Source organism: Pediococcus ethanolidurans (assembly GCF_964062635.1).
Classification (GTDB): Bacteria; Bacillota; Bacilli; order Lactobacillales; family Lactobacillaceae; genus Pediococcus; species Pediococcus ethanolidurans.
Genome location: NZ_OZ061250.1, coordinates 1,736,419 through 1,752,215 on the forward strand (window position 1 = coordinate 1,736,419; position 15,797 = coordinate 1,752,215).

15 protein-coding genes are annotated in these 15,797 nt (G+C 36.0%); 14 read left to right on the top strand and 1 reads right to left on the bottom strand.

Annotated elements, in window-relative coordinates:
• Positions 1-106 precede the first annotated feature (106 nt).
• From AB3219_RS08570 to AB3219_RS08580, 3 genes are all read left to right on the top strand, one after another.
• On the top strand, positions 107-1,375 hold the full coding sequence (locus AB3219_RS08570) for a tetratricopeptide repeat protein (protein WP_367369401.1): 1,269 nt from the start codon (positions 107-109) through the stop codon (positions 1,373-1,375).
• A 71-nt stretch (positions 1,376-1,446) separates the two neighbouring features.
• A complete protein-coding gene (locus AB3219_RS08575; protein ID WP_216762957.1) occupies positions 1,447-1,866 on the top strand; it encodes a hypothetical protein in 420 nt (139 codons plus the stop codon).
• 21 nt (positions 1,867-1,887) lie between these two features.
• A complete protein-coding gene (locus AB3219_RS08580; RefSeq protein ID WP_216762956.1) occupies positions 1,888-2,364 on the top strand; it encodes a nucleoside 2-deoxyribosyltransferase in 477 nt (158 codons plus the stop codon).
• 104 nt (positions 2,365-2,468) lie between these two features.
• Here AB3219_RS08580 and AB3219_RS08585 read toward each other — a convergent pair whose 3' ends face one another.
• Complete coding sequence (locus tag AB3219_RS08585; protein WP_057806044.1) at positions 2,469-3,344, bottom strand: YitT family protein; 876 nt, start codon at positions 3,342-3,344, stop codon at positions 2,469-2,471.
• A gap of 142 nt (positions 3,345-3,486) precedes the next feature.
• Here AB3219_RS08585 and AB3219_RS08590 point away from each other — a divergent pair, with 142 nt between their 5' ends.
• From AB3219_RS08590 to AB3219_RS08640, 11 genes are all read left to right on the top strand, one after another.
• Complete coding sequence (locus AB3219_RS08590) at positions 3,487-4,701, top strand: CCA tRNA nucleotidyltransferase (RefSeq protein ID WP_216754305.1); 1,215 nt, start codon at positions 3,487-3,489, stop codon at positions 4,699-4,701.
• Positions 4,702-4,715: 14 nt separating this feature from the next.
• Positions 4,716-6,617 (top strand): ABC-F family ATP-binding cassette domain-containing protein, encoded by a 1,902-nt coding sequence (locus AB3219_RS08595; protein ID WP_216762955.1) that lies wholly within the window; start codon positions 4,716-4,718, stop codon positions 6,615-6,617.
• A gap of 18 nt (positions 6,618-6,635) precedes the next feature.
• Entirely contained in the window at positions 6,636-7,586 is a 951-nt protein-coding gene (locus tag AB3219_RS08600; RefSeq protein WP_263773453.1) for a thymidylate synthase, read from the top strand.
• A 17-nt stretch (positions 7,587-7,603) separates the two neighbouring features.
• Complete coding sequence (locus tag AB3219_RS08605) at positions 7,604-8,116, top strand: dihydrofolate reductase (protein WP_216754308.1); 513 nt, start codon at positions 7,604-7,606, stop codon at positions 8,114-8,116.
• Between the two features lie 67 nt (positions 8,117-8,183).
• On the top strand, positions 8,184-9,029 hold the full coding sequence (locus AB3219_RS08610; RefSeq protein ID WP_216754309.1) for a DegV family protein: 846 nt from the start codon (positions 8,184-8,186) through the stop codon (positions 9,027-9,029).
• A 99-nt stretch (positions 9,030-9,128) separates the two neighbouring features.
• On the top strand, positions 9,129-10,067 hold the full coding sequence (locus AB3219_RS08615; protein ID WP_367369402.1) for an SGNH/GDSL hydrolase family protein: 939 nt from the start codon (positions 9,129-9,131) through the stop codon (positions 10,065-10,067).
• A 5-nt stretch (positions 10,068-10,072) separates the two neighbouring features.
• Entirely contained in the window at positions 10,073-10,675 is a 603-nt protein-coding gene (locus AB3219_RS08620) for a YpmS family protein (RefSeq protein ID WP_260365410.1), read from the top strand.
• A 10-nt stretch (positions 10,676-10,685) separates the two neighbouring features.
• Positions 10,686-10,910, top strand: coding sequence for a YozE family protein (locus tag AB3219_RS08625; protein ID WP_216754312.1), 225 nt, complete (start codon positions 10,686-10,688; stop codon positions 10,908-10,910).
• 18 nt (positions 10,911-10,928) lie between these two features.
• Positions 10,929-12,356: a S41 family peptidase gene (locus tag AB3219_RS08630; RefSeq protein WP_216762951.1), complete on the top strand. Its 1,428-nt coding sequence runs from the start codon at positions 10,929-10,931 to the stop codon at positions 12,354-12,356.
• Positions 12,357-12,564: 208 nt separating this feature from the next.
• A complete protein-coding gene (gene ppsA, locus AB3219_RS08635) occupies positions 12,565-14,973 on the top strand; it encodes a phosphoenolpyruvate synthase (RefSeq protein WP_216762950.1) in 2,409 nt (802 codons plus the stop codon).
• A 559-nt stretch (positions 14,974-15,532) separates the two neighbouring features.
• Positions 15,533-15,787 carry a transposase gene (locus AB3219_RS08640; RefSeq protein ID WP_216754758.1) on the top strand — a complete coding sequence of 85 codons (255 nt, stop codon included), beginning with the start codon at positions 15,533-15,535 and terminating at the stop codon, positions 15,785-15,787.
• Positions 15,788-15,797 lie beyond the last annotated feature (10 nt).

The window sequence follows — 15,797 nt, forward strand, 5'->3', positions numbered from 1 at the left end:
TTCAAATTTTTCTATTTAGAATCCAGCATAACAACTGTTATGCTGGATTTTTTAGCTCAAAACACTTAATATAGAGATACTGATTTTTTGATGAAAGGTGACTATCATGAGCTATTCAGAACAAGCATTACAAAAAATTGAGAACGGCGATATTGAAGCTGGTAATCGCTTATATGCATGGGCTCTTCGTAAAGATGATGATGATACCCTGAACAGCTTTGCAGAGGAATTATATTCACTTGGGTTTGATAAAAAAGCCAAACGAATATACGAAAATCTCTTAAAAAAGTATTCAGACGAAGATTCGTTGCATGTTAATTTAGCAGATATTGAAATTGGACAAGGAAATACCGATGAAGCATTACAAAATCTTGCAGTGGTGAAGCCTGACTCTGATGCCTATCTTCAATCTCTGCTTGTCTCAGCCGATCTTTATCAAACGGAGGAACTATACGAAGTTAGTGAACAGAAGTTGTTAGAGGCTGAAAGAATTGCCCCTGACGAGCAAGTTGTGTTGTTCGCGCTGGCTGAATTTTATAATATGATGCAAAACTATAAAAAAGCGGCTTCATATTATCTGACTTTAATCAAACAAGGCATTCTAAAACTTTCTTCGGTGGATTTAGTGGCGCGTTTGGCAACGGCATATGCCGGTATGGGAAGATTTGAAACAAGTATGGCCTATTTTGAACAAATTAAACCGGGAAACAAAACACCTGATATTTTATTCCAACAAGGATTTGTTTATTTACAATTAAAAAATTATTCAAGTGCAATTGATCTATTAACACAGCTGCGTGAATCAAATCCAGATTATGTTTCTTTATACACCATTCTCGCAACTGCTCAAGAAAAAAATGGCGATGTGCAAGCAGCTTACAAAACAGTTCAAGAGGGAATTGGCTTTGATGAATTTAACGAAGATCTATTTTCACAAGCGGCCGAACTCGCCAACCAGTTACAAAATTACAAAGCTGTCGAAAAATATTTGAAAACAGCTTTAAAGGTTAATCCTGAACAAATGCGTACGGTTGTGCAATTGAGTAATTTATACATCCAGAAACAACGTTATCAAGAAAATTATGATCTACTGCAACCATACATTCAGGAGAATGATCTGGATCCACAAATATACTGGAATATTGCAGTTTCTAATGAGCACCTCGAGAAATTTCTCGAGGCTAAACAAGCTTATGAAAATGCATTTCCATTTTTCACCAACAATACCGATTTCTTACACGCCGCTGTATATTTCTTTCGACAAGTGGGCGATCGAGAATGGATTCTTAATAGTTTAAAGGCCTACTTAAAACTAGCTCCTGATGATTCCGAATTTAGTCTCATGTTAGAAGACTATGAAACCAATGATCTTTGAGATTTTTAATTAATTTGTGATAAGATAGAATTCGTGATTAAATTTTAAAAAGTCAAGATCGAGGAAAGATAATGAGTACGGAACAATACAAAATTAAAAACTATTCTCCAAAATTTGCAAAAAAAACAGTCACTGTTATGCGAAAGGTAAATCAACGAAATTCTGATGTCCTTATTAAGGATAACTTTGATGAACAAGTAACGCATTTTAAAAATGTAGTTGCAAAAAAATATGATATGCGTATCGTCACGAGTTTTAATGAGCGCACAATTTATGGCGTCGTTATCTTTGATCAGAATCAATTAATTGATCTTTTAGTTGATCCCGCTAAAAAAAGTTTAGGCATTTCTGAAACTTTAGTAAACATCGTCAAAAACCAAAGTAATGGTAATTTAGTATGTGATACAAGTAATCGTCAATTGAGTGCTTTTCTAAGTCAAACGGGCTTTCAAAATATAGCAACTAATCATTTTGTCTGGAAGCAAAATTAATTTTAAACTAGGAGAATTTTTATGAGCAATCAAATCTATCTTGCTGCACCTTTCTTTAGCCCAAAACAAGAGGAACATGTTAGAACTGTCCAAAACTTATTAGCTAAAAACCCAACGCTTTCTGCTAAGAAAATTTTTATTCCTATGGAACACCAAATGGAAAGTGAAGAATTTGGATCTTTTCGTTGGCAAACAGGGGTCTTTAATAGTGACATGCGTCAAGTACACCGTGCAGATGCTGTGGTTGCTATTCTAGATTACAAATTAGACACTGATGGTATTAATCAGCCGGATAGTGGAACAATCTTTGAAATCGGTGCCGCTTTTGAGGCCAATATACCAGTTATTATGGTTCAATTTGCACATGATCAAGAATTGAATTTAATGCTCTCACGTAGCTATACTGCCTTTTTCAATGGTGAAAGCGAAATTAAGCAACTCGAAACATATAATTTTAATGATTTGCCAACAATTTTTAGTGACGTTAAAGTATTCTAGCTTATCAAATTAAGTTCGCCACAATTCATAACCAACTTATAATTCAGTTTAATAAAAAGGATGTAACTGGGTATTTCTACCTGGTTACATCCTTTTTGTTAAATTTAACTAACTTTTTTTCCGGTAGGAGAGTCGTATGTGAATCCCTCTCCAATTACTTCGTGAACATCAATTACTGAAATAAACGCATGTGGATCAATTGCATCAACGATTCGTTTGGCTTCACTCAGTTCATTAGCAGAAAGAACGCAAAAAACCATCTTTTTTTCATCTTTAGAATAGGCACCCTGAACGTGTACAAAACTAGCGCCTCGTTGTAATTCGATCATTAATTGATCAGCAATCAGTTGATAGCTTTCACTAATAACCAAAATTCCTCGTTCAGCATACGAACCTACTTGCGTAAAGGTTACTATTCGTGAAAACACAAACGCCGCTAACAATGTATACATCATTTGACGAACATCAATATAACAAAGCGAAATTGTCAAAACAACGGCATCAAGCGCAAATAGTGTTTGTCCCATAGGAATACCACGCTTTTGTTCAATGATACGAGCAATAACATCCGTACCACCAGTTGTCCCGCCAAAGCGATAAACAAGGCCGCTACCAAAGCCACCGGCAAGACCGGCAAGGATTCCTGCAATAAACATATCATGGCTAATATCGATGTTTATCGGTACTCTTTGCCAGATCCACAACCACATAGATAACATTAACGTTCCAAAAATCGTGTAGTATAAAGCCCGTTTCCCCAAAAAGCGATAACCAATTACAAGCAGTGGAATATTAATTAAAATCGTTGTATAAGCTGGATCAATATGAAACAAAGCACGAAAAATTAGGGTGATACCTGTAGCACCTCCCTCAGCCAAATGATTAGGAATGTTGACAGCTGCTAATCCTAATCCATATAAACAACAGCCCAACATAATCATAAATAAATCTTTAAATCGAATGGATTCTTTTTTTATCATGTTTTCACCTACTTCACTCCAATATCATAACATATTCATTTAACTAACTGACCGTATCCATTTTAAAAAATGCAGGATTCTGTTAAGATTAATTCTGATAATAAGATCAAGAAATTTTAAAACTTAGGTTGGCGAATTGTGTATGCAGATTAAAAAATTACCTATTGAATTTGTGACGGCTCGTCCCATTTTACAAACTATCGAAAAAGCAGGATACGAAGCCTATTTTGTGGGTGGAAGTGTTCGTGACACCATCTTACAAGATAATATTCACGATGTGGACATTGCAACTAGTGCATATCCGTCAGAAATTAAAGCGTTATTTCCCAAAACTATTGATACTGGAATTAAACATGGTACCGTCATGATTTTAAGCGGACAGAATAAATACGAAGTAACCACTTTTAGAACCGAAAGTGGCTATCAGGACTTTAGAAGACCAGACAAAGTGACCTTTGTTCGGTCATTAGCAGAAGATCTAAAACGGCGTGATTTTACGGTCAATGCCCTTGCACTTAAAGAGAATGGCACCGTCGTTGATCTATTTAATGGCTTGCAAGATCTTAAAGATCATATTTTACGAGCAGTAGGTAAGCCCGAAGAACGGTTCCATGAAGATGCTTTACGGATGATGCGTGCGATTCGCTTTGCAAGTAAATTAGATTTTACAATTGAAGCAGCAACTGAAACAGCGATCAAACATCATGCCGAATTACTCGAAAAAATTGCTGTTGAACGTATTCTTGTTGAATTTAATAAAATGATGATGGGACAAAAACCAGTGAAGGGAATTCGTTACTTTCTCGAAACTGGCCTGTATGCGTTTTGCCCGCAATTAAACGGACAATTAATGAGGCTTAAAAGGCTTCTTAAAATTCGAGAGGATACACATCTAGAAAATGAGAATCAAGTTTGGTTATTGATGTGTCGGGTTTTAACCATTTCTTCAAACCAAAGTCATCACTTCCTAAAGGCTTGGAAAACTTCCAACGAATTGATTTCTGCAGTTTCTAATGGGTTAGACCTGTTTGAAGCAATGGATCAGAACACGGTTTCTGAACAAATTCTTTTTCAAACGGGTAAAACAGTTATAAAAGATGTTTTGACGGTTGCCAATGTTTTACCTAATGCGGGGAATTCGGATCAACTTTTGGATCGCTATGAAGATCTGCCAATTAAAGATTCTCACGAATTAAAAATTAATGGTGGTATTCTATTAAAAGCACACATAACTACACCCGGTCCACAGTTAGGAAAGCTACTTACTATCTTATTAAATGAAGTTTTAACTGGTAAAATTGAAAACAAACAACCGGATTTACTCTTAGAAGCAAAAAAAATAGTTTCTGAAGATTAGAAAGATGAACAATAATGCAAACTTTAAAAGCAGAAGATTTAACCGAAACTTATGGAACCAAAGTTCTTTTTCAAAAGATAAATTTCTTAATCAATGAACAAGATCGCATTGGCTTAATTGGCACCAATGGTACGGGTAAGACAAGTCTCTTGAATGTACTTGCCAAGGTTAGTCCACAGGATTCAGGACAAATTGAAACACCCAAAAATTATACAGTTGGCTACCTACGCCAAACACCAACACTTGATGCAAATTTAACTATTCTTGATGCTATTTTTGCTGGCTCTCAACGTGTTTTCAAAACCATTCGATTTTATGAACGTGCCTTAGCTAACTACTCTCAGGCACCAGAAAATGAAGAAAATCAACGCCAATTTGAAATTGCAGAACAACAAATGAATCAAGAAGATGCCTGGACTGCCGAAAGTGATGTTAAAACTATTCTGACCCAGCTCCATATTACCAATCTGAACCAAAAGATTGGTACTTTATCTGGTGGTCAACAGAAACGAGTGGATTTGGCACAAACTTTAATTCAAGCACCTGACTTATTAATGTTAGATGAACCAACTAACCACCTTGATTTTGATTCGATTGCTTGGCTAGAACAATATTTAACGTCATATAAAGGTGCACTTCTTATTGTGACCCATGATCGGTATTTTCTTGATCGTGTTGCTAATCAAATTTGGGAACTTTCATTTGGAAAACTTAGACAGTATCCAGGAAACTACCAAGCTTACGTAACTAAAAAGGCTACTCAAGATGAGCAAGAAGCCGTTCAATCACAGAAAGAAAAACGCCTTTATAAACAAGAATTAGCATGGATGAAACGGGGACCACAGGGACGGGGAACCAAACAACAAGCACGAATTAATCGTTTTGAAACTTTAAGCGACTCTGTGAATGCACCAGCACAATCAACCGATAATATCGCTGTTCAGTTAGGTCAACAGCGTCTGGGTAAAAAAGTAATTGAACTTAAACATGCTTCCTTAAATTTAGGCTCGCATATTATTCTTAAAGATTTTTCTGAATTAATTCAGGCTGATGAACGAGTAGGAATTACAGGTAACAACGGAACTGGAAAATCAACCTTACTCAAGGTAATTGCTAAATTACAACCGCTAGATTCTGGTATTATTGACATTGGTGAAACCGTAAAACTTGGTTATTACACGCAAAAAATTGAACCAATTCCAGAAGATAAACGAATTATTAGCTATCTTAGTGAGGTTGGTTCTGGCGTTCTCAATACTAATGGAGAACATATTAGTGTCACAAATTTGTTGGAACAGTTTTTATTTCCGCGGTCGATGCATGGTACCTTAATTAGAAAACTATCTGGTGGTGAAAAACGGCGGCTATATTTATTAAAAATTTTAATGCAGCAACCTAATGTCTTGCTTTTGGATGAACCAACAAACGATTTGGATATTGGTACACTAACTGTTTTGGAAGATTATCTGGCTCACTTTAATGGAACGGTAATTACCGTTTCTCATGATCGGTACTTCTTAAACAAAGTAGCGGAACACTTACTGATTTTTGAGGGCCAAGGTAAAATCAATCGCTTTACTGGACTTTTTACTGATTACCTTCATCAACAAAATCAAACAGCTGTGCAACCTGATTCTCATGACAAGAACGAACCCAAAGCAACACCAAAAAAAGTGACAACCGCCGCGCATCAAAAAAAGAAATTGACCTATGCAGAGCAATTAGAGTGGCAGCACATTGAAAGTGACATTGATAATTTAGAAAATAAAAAGGCTGATCTGCAAAAACAAATGAACGATAATTCTGAGGATTATGGTAAGTTGGCTGATTTGCAAAAAAATATCGATAACTTAGATTCTGAAATAGATGAAAAAATGACCCGTTGGGAATATCTAAGTCAGTATGTTGACGACTAAACGTAAGGAGTCTTTAAAATGTTAGAACAAGCTTATCTAGATTTAGCATCCTATGTTTTGAAAAATGGCAATTACAAAGATGATCGCACCGGGACAGGAACCTATAGTACGTTTGGTTATCAAATGCGCTTTAATTTGGCCGAAGGTTTTCCGCTATTAACTACTAAAAAAGTCCCATTTGGTTTAATTAAGAGCGAACTAATGTGGTTTTTACATGGCGATACTAACATCCGGTATTTACTACAGCATCATAATCATATTTGGGATGAGTGGGCATTTAAAAAATGGATTGAAAGCGCCGTATATACTGGTCCAGATATGACTGACTTTGGTCGCCGTTCATTAAAAGATCCGGAATTTGCAAAAGCTTATCAAGAACAGAAAAAAAGCTTTGATCAGCAAATTCTAACTAATGATGAATTTGCGTCTCGTTTTGGTGATTTAGGTAATGTGTACGGAAAACAGTGGCGTGCTTGGAAAACTTCCACTGGGGACAGTATTGATCAGATTAGTGATGTTATTCAAACAATTAAAACAAATCCTGATTCAAGAAGAATGATTGTATCCGCTTGGAATCCTGAAGACATTCCATCCATGGCGTTACCACCATGTCACACCATGTTTCAATTTTATGTCTCCGAGGGAAAACTAAGCTGTCAGCTTTACCAACGAAGTGGTGACATCTTCTTAGGTGTTCCTTTCAATATTGCAAGTTACGCTTTACTAACTTGTTTGATTGCTAAAGAAACTGGGCTGCAACCTGGCGATTTTGTTCATACTTTAGGTGATGCTCATATTTACAGTAATCACGTTGAACAAGTTAAAACCCAACTTTCACGCGCACCAAGACCAGCGCCAAAATTAATCATTAAAAGTGACGCAAAAAGTATTTTTGATTACGATGTAAAAGATATTCATTTAGAAGGTTATGATCCTTATCCAGCAATTAAGGCACCCGTTGCGGTATAAATAAGGGAGTGGAGCGAATGCTAGCGTTTATTTGGGCGGAATCAAAAAATGGTATCATTGGAAATCAAAATACACTTCCATGGCGAATTCCTGATGACACCAGCTATTTTAAAAAATTAACTACTGGTCACACAGTTATTATGGGACGAAAAACCTTTGAATCATTTGGGGCAAAACCGCTACCTAATCGATTAAATGTGATTTTAACTCGCCAAAAAACTTTAAAAGAGACGAAAAATCTAAAAGTGCCTCATTCAGTTTCTGATTTATTAAAAACTTATAATTCAACGACTGAGTTAGTTTTTGTGATTGGTGGCAAACAGATTTATCAACAATTCTATCCTTATGTTAAACGACTTTATCGTACGTATATTGATCAAAATTTTTCCGGAGACACACACATGATCCCAATTGATTATTCGGAGTGGCAACTTATTAAAACTGTTCTAGGTCATGGTCCAAAAACTAATCCAATTGCACATACTTTTGAAGTTTATGAGCGAATCAACACCGATAATTCTAACGAATAATGAAAATATCAGCGTTCTCTGTTATAATCAATTCATAAATATATCTGTGTAGAAAGAGTGACTTTTAATGGCAAAAATCAAAATCGTGACCGATTCCTCATGTGGTGTAACAGATCAAGAGGTCGCCGATTATGACATCACAATTGTACCTTTGACCGTTATGATTGATGATACAATTTATGTTGAACGCGAAACAATTTCAAATGAAGAATTCTTAACTAAAATGCAAAATTCCAAAGCACTACCAAAAACTAGTCAACCACCAATTGGTAAGTTCGTGGAAGTTTTTGATAAGCTGGGTGCAGATGGCAGCCAAGTCATTTGTTTCAATATGTTAGAAGCCATTAGTGGTACTGTCCACGCAGCGGAACAGGCTGCACAGCTTTCCAAAACAGATGTTACTGTGGTTGATAGTCAGACTACAGATCGTGCCTTGGCATTTCAAGTTATTGAAGCCGCAAAATTAGCGCAAGCAGGCAAAAATCGCGAGGAAATTTTGAAGGCTGCTGAGGATATTCGAGATCACACTAAATTATATATGGGTGTTATGACACTTGATAATTTGGTTAAGGGTGGTCGGATTAATCGAATGACCGGAATGATTAGTGGATTATTAAATATCAAAATTGTTTTACAGGTAACTGGTGGTGAACTTAAGGTAGTTGCTAAGGGTCGGGGAATGAAGACCATTAGTCGCTTTTTTGATGACGTTTATGAAAAAATGGCTAAATCGCCAAACATTAAATCAATTGGTATTTCACATGTTGGCGCTTTGAAAACGATCGCACCAATAAAAGCAAAAATTCAAGAAATGTTTCCAGATATCAACATTTTGGTTCGAGAAACGGTTCCGATTATTGCAACCCATGGTGGTCCAGGTGCCTTTGCGTTAATGTATTATACTGGTGACTAAAGTTTCATCAAATAACGGGACAATTGGTAGCAAAATTCACCTACCATTTGTCCCGTGTTTATATAAAGCGCAAATTTAAAGAGTCAAGGAGTAAGAACAATGAAAAAAATCACCGATTGGATCATTATGTTGATTGTTTTTGTAGTAATTGTGGCTTTAGTAGTCCTTGGTCTAAATTACTATTTTCCCCAACATTCTACTAATAACCAGTCATCAAGTCCTACCCGAACTGTTCATAAAATTGCTAAGGTTCAAAAAAAGACTGTTCATGTGACTGCGCTTGGGGATTCACTTACGCAGGGAGTTGGTGACAGCAAAAATGAAGGTGGGTATACAAAACGCTTAACAAAAAAGCTTAAGTCAACCTATCACTTAAAAGCGACCATTTCAAACTATGGCATTGCAGGCGAGCGAAGTGACCAAATCTTAAAACGTGTCAAAGAAAACACTAATCTTCAAAATTCGCTTAAAAATGCGGATGTAATTACCCTAACAGTAGGCGGAAACGATCTTTTTCAAGCACTGCAAAAGTATTCCACATCCTCAGAGGGAAAATTTACACTTTCATTAGAAAAACTTAACATCAAATACGCAACACAAGTCCAGGATTTGTTAAAACAAGTCAGACACTATAACAGTACAGCGCCAATTTACGTATTTGGTATTTATAATCCATTTTTTGTTTATTTTCCAAATATCACCCAGATTAATCATGCCGTTACTAACTTTAATGAAACTACTAAAGCTGCCGTATCACAATCAAGTTCTGCCTATTTTATTTCAGTAGATAAGCTGCTTTCTCAAGGTCAATATCAAAGCTCAAAAGCTCTTGCAGAATTAAAACAAGGCTCAACCGCTAAATCGATTAGTGATATGCAAATCAGTAAAATCGAAAGTAATCTTGAAAATACAAAAGAAAAAAACATTTATCTTTCCAGCAGTGATCACTTTCACCCTAATCCAACTGGCTACGATCAAATGACACGTTTATTATTGAGAAGTATGAAAACTCATGAGCAATGGCTCTATAAGGACTGAAAAAAATGAAAAAAACAGATCAAATAACAAAACAACGTCCAAATTTTTGGAAATGGGCGTTTATAATTTTATTAGCCTGTCTAGTAGCCTTTGGAATCTTTTTCAAAATGAGAGTTGCAAATACCCCGGTACCTGATACTAAAAATACTAGTCCCCAGACGGCAGCAGCTTCGTTTAACGTTAATCTCAATAAAAAACAATTAAATGCACTAATGGCCGCATATTTAAAGCCGTACCAAACTAACAAAAGCTTTACTTATCAATTGAAAATAAGTAAACAAGTTTTGTTAATTGGAAAAGTAAAGGTCTTGGGTAGCGACGTCAATTATGCCCTATCATTAACACCTAAAGTTACGTCATCTGGTAATATTGTGTTGACGGCAAAACACCTAGCAGTAGGGGCTTTAAGCATTTCCCCTAAAATGGTGCTTGCCTACATTGGATCTAATTACAAACTTCCCAAATGGATCACCATTAAAGGAAAAATTATTACTTTAAATTTACAAAAGATTAAAACAACCAACGGAGTTTATTTCAAAGCTGAAAAACTAGATATTAACAATAACAAATTTGTCTTCTCAGTTAATATTCCTAAGCAATCGAATTAGAGGTTTGATTATGAGCAAAACATTTTATCAATTTTTAATGACCCAAAGAAATCCAGAAAGTTATGAACCAATTGCAGAATTTGCGAATAATGCTTTTTATGACCAATCTTTTCCAAAACAGTCGACAAATTTTAACGAAATTTCAAAATATTTAGAATTAAACGGTAATTATTTACCTTCCATGACCGTTTTTGACGATGCCTGGCAAAAATATTTAGAACTAAATAATCATTAATAGACAGGAAGCTTTTAAATGAATAAAAAACAACCAAAAACAGTCAAAAGAACTACTTTACTTTGGTCAATTTTAATCGCCTTAGTTGTCGGTGGTGGCGTTGCTTATAGTGTGGCTTATTTTCAAACTAGAGATGTTGTTTCGCAAGCACAGACAGATACTGCCTCAATGCAAAAAATTCAATCTGTTTATGAAACAATTGAAGGCAATTATTACAAATCCATTAGTTCAAAGAAAATTACGAATGGTGCTATCAAAGGAATGATTTCTGCACTGAACGATCCGTTCTCTGAATATATGGATAAATCAGAAGCGACAAGTTTAAATGATCAAATTTCTTCAAGTTTTTCCGGAATTGGTGCTGAGGTACAAAAATCGGATCAATATATAAAAATTATTTCCCCAATTAAGGGAACACCGGCTAAGAAAGCTGGTTTACAGCCTGGAGATTTAATTACGGCGGTCAATGGCAAGTCTATCGCTGGTAAGTCAGTGACTGATGCCGTTAACTTAATGCGCGGTAAGATTGGTACCAAAGTTACCTTAACTATCAAACGAGCTGGTAAGAGCTTTGACCAAACCCTCACCAGGGCAAAGATTCCGGTAAGTACGGTTAACTCACGAATCATTAATAAGAAAATTGGCTACATTCAAATTACCTCCGTTTCAGAACATACTGCAGCAGAATTAAAAACTGCACTGAAACGATTAGATAAAAAGGGCGTCAGTTCCTATATATTGGATGTTCGAGATAATCCTGGTGGTTTGATGGATCAAGCTTTAAAAATGTCTTCGATGTTTTTGAAAAACGGTAAAACCATCATGCAGGTTCAAACAAAAAATGGACAGCGACAAGTATACAAAGCTGGCAAGAAATATGACGGTGGCTATAAAGTGACTAAACCAGTGGCCGTATTAATGAATGGTGGAAGTGCGAGTGCGGCTGAAATTTTTGCGGGTGCGCTACATCAATCAGCTAACGCCCCTTTGATTGGAACACAATCGTATGGAAAAGGAACTGTTCAAACAGTCAGCGATTTTAAAGATAAAAGTGAAATGAAGATCACAATTGCAAAATGGTTAACTCCTAATGGTGATTGGATTAACAAAAAGGGATTAACACCTACTTATAAGGCAGATTATCCTAAATATGCATATCTTCAATTAATTAATACTAACAAGACCTATCAAATAGGTGATGTTTCTACTCAAATTAAAACTTTGCAAAAGGAATTAAAGGCTCTTGGCTTTTTCAATGATAAGGTTAATGGTTACTTTGGGTCAACAACCAAAACCGCTGTTACAGCTTATCAAAAGAAAGAAAAATTAAGTGTTACTGGTACTGCAAATAAGAAAACCATTCTGAGCATTGAAACTAAAATTCAAAGTAAGATTGCTAAAAATGATCAAGCTTTGAAGAAAGCAGAATCCATTGTTTCCAAATAAATATGAATTGACCAAAAACGTTTCCTTAAAATGAGGGAACGTTTTTTTATTCGTTGATTAATATTTTGAACTTATAAAGAAACACGCTTTACTTCCACTTTGTGAAAAGGTGAACTATAATAAAGCTGGTAAGTGTAACCGTTTTCATTCATGACTGTATATTTTATGGTAAGAAAGATTAGGTGATTAATTATAAGGAGGTAATATCATGAGTAGTCGCGATACAGCAAATGTTTTATGGTTTAACGAATTGCACCGTGAAGATGTCAACCTAGTGGGCGGTAAATCTTCGTCACTAGGTGAAATGACTTCTTCAATGGATGTACCAGTACCATATGGTTTTGCAACAACTGCACGTGCGTATAGATACTTTATGCACCAAACAGGTTTAAATGATAAAGTTAACGCCTTGCTTGAGAGTATTAAGGACTACGAGAATTCGGATGAATTACACAAAGTTTGTGAACAGATTCGAAATTTAATCATTGAGGCAAAAATGCCAGATGATTTAGCAAATAGTATTACAACAGCATATGCCGAACTGGCCAAAAAAATGAACCAATCTGATCCGTTTGTGGCCGTTCGTTCTTCTGCAACGGCCGAAGATTTACCAAATGCATCGTTTGCTGGCCAACAAGAGTCTTACTTGAATATCAAAGGTGCGGCAGATGTCGTTAATCGCGTTCAACAATGTTATTCTTCACTTTTTACAGATCGAGCAACTTACTACCGCCATAAACAGCATTTTCCACATGAAAAAGTAGCTCTTTCGGCCGCAGTTCAGATGATGGTCTTTTCAAAAGCATCAGGCATTATGTTCTCCGTAAATGTAGCCAATGGCGATGCTTCTAAAATTGTGATTGACGCCGTTTTTGGCCTGGGTGAATATATTGTTTTAGGTAAAGTTACGCCAGATCATTTTGTTATTGACAAACAATCAATGAAAATTGTTGAAAGAAATATCATTAAACAATCAGTAGAATTAATTCGTGTTCCAAATGGTGGAACGACGGAGCAAGCAGTACCTACTGAATTACAGGAACAGCCCGCGTTAACTGATAGTCAAGTGATTGAATTAGCTGGTTATGCTAAGGAGATTGAACGCCATTATGGCGGCTATATGGATATGGAATACGCTTTGGATGCCAACACAAATCGACTTTGGATTGTCCAGGCTCGACCGGAAACAGTCTGGTCACAACGTAATAAAGAAAAAGGTATTGCTAACGACACAAATAATGATGAAAATGTGGTTGCTGAAGCCGATGCAAAAATCGTCGTTCGTGGTTTACCAGCCAGTCCTGGTTTAGCTAGTGGTGTGGTTCACGTTATCGATGATCCTTCCGCCATTGATAAATTTAAAAAGGGCGAAGTTTTAGTTACTTTCATGACCTCTCCTGATTGGGTTCCGGCTATGAAAAAAGCAGCCGCAATTATTACTAATAATGGGGGCATGACCTGCCATGCAGCGATTGTTTCTCGTGAAATGCAGATTCCTTGTATCGTTGGAACCGAAAGTAAAGGTGCAACGGCTACTGATATGCTGAAAACAGGAGATGTGGTAACCGTTGATGCCAAAAATGGTGTTGTTTATCAAGGTAAAGTTGAAAGTATGCTCAAGAAAACGAATCAAGCAGCTCCTGTAGCCGGTCAGGTTGTAGCAGCTGAAACCTTTGCACCAACTGCTACTGGGGTCATGATGAACTTAGGTGATCCAGAATTGGCTGATAAATATGCTTCACTACCAGCGGATGGCATTGGTTTAATGCGAGAAGAATTTCTTTGGACGTCTTATATTCATGAACATCCACTTTACCTAATTGAACAGGGCCATCCAGAAAAAGTGGTCAACATGTTGGCAGAAGGAATTGCCAAAGTAGCCCGCGCAATGGCACCGAGACCAGTAGTATTGCGGCTTTCAGACTTTAAATCAAGTGAGTATCGAAAACTAAAGGGTGGCGAAAAATACGAACCGCATGAATCAGCAGATTTACTCGGATGGCGAGGTGCTTCTCGTTACTATGATCCGAAGTATATTGGTGCCTTCAAACTGGAACTTGCGGCGGTCAAAAAAGTTCGTAATGAATTTGGTTTAAAAAACTTGAATGTGATGATTCCATTTATTCGAACCGTTGCAGAAGCACAAAAGGTAACCGCTATTATGCGTGATGAGGGGTTAGTTCGTAATGCGGACTTTAAGGTCTATATGATGGCAGAGATTCCATCAAATATTATTTTGGCTGATCAGTTCAATCAATTTATTGACGGTTATTCAATTGGATCAAATGATCTTACCATGCTACTTTTGGGATGCGATCGAAACAATGATACGGTTGCTAATCTTTTTGATGAACGTAATCTTGCTGTTAAACGCGCAATTCGGCACCTAATTACAGTTGCTCACAAAGATGGAAAGACGGTGTCCATTTGTGGTCAGACACCTTCTGAGTATCCAGAATTTACGAATTTCTTAATTCAAAGTGGTATTGATTATGTTTCGGTCAATCCCGACATGGTTAAAGAAACAAAACGTAATGTCGCACACTTTGAACAGCGCATTATGCTTGATAAGACAACTGGGCGAGGATTACAGGATCAAACGGATTATGAGTGGTAATTCTCGAAAGATAACTTAAAAAATAGAGTTATTTTGAACACAATAAACATTTTGCTATAGCATTTGAAAATGTGATGAAGGAGATTTTAGATAAAACAAATAGTTAAAATCTATAATGATCTCTACGATATTAAAATTAACGGGATAATCACTCTATAAATTTATATATGCACGACATTCAAAAATGAATGTCGTGTTTTTATTTTCTACAACTGAAAATGATGACTCAATTTTAACGACTTTTTCTAGAATAAGAATAAATAAGTATTGAGTCACATTTATTTGATTACTGAATAACTTTACGTCTAAAGTAGTAACTTTGAAATTTTTTTGACACACTTCGTTTAAATGTGTTTTATATGGAACAAATCACATAAAGCTGATTCTTCCTTACAAAGTGTTTCAGTCTTACGATGAATCATGAAATATAAATATAGTTAGCGAATACGGAGAAAATTATAATGAATAATTCAATCAAAATACATGTAATGCATGGAGCTAGTATAAATTATGGACAGCTTTTGGTAGAATATCTTTATCAAGATTGGAGATATCCTATATGGCCACTAAATATGATATTGATTTTAAGAAGATGATTGTGTCTCTTTATCAAAATGGGGAAAAGGTAAAAGATCTTACTAGCGAATATGGTATTTCAGATAAAAACATTTATGCTTGGATTAAACGTTATTCTAAAGATAAGCAAACTGGCATCAGCCAGGATGAATATCTCAAACTGAAAAAAGCTTATCAAAAGATTCAAGAGGAAAATGAAATCTTAAAAAAAGTCTTGACCATATTCGCAAAAAATTAGCTTCAGACTC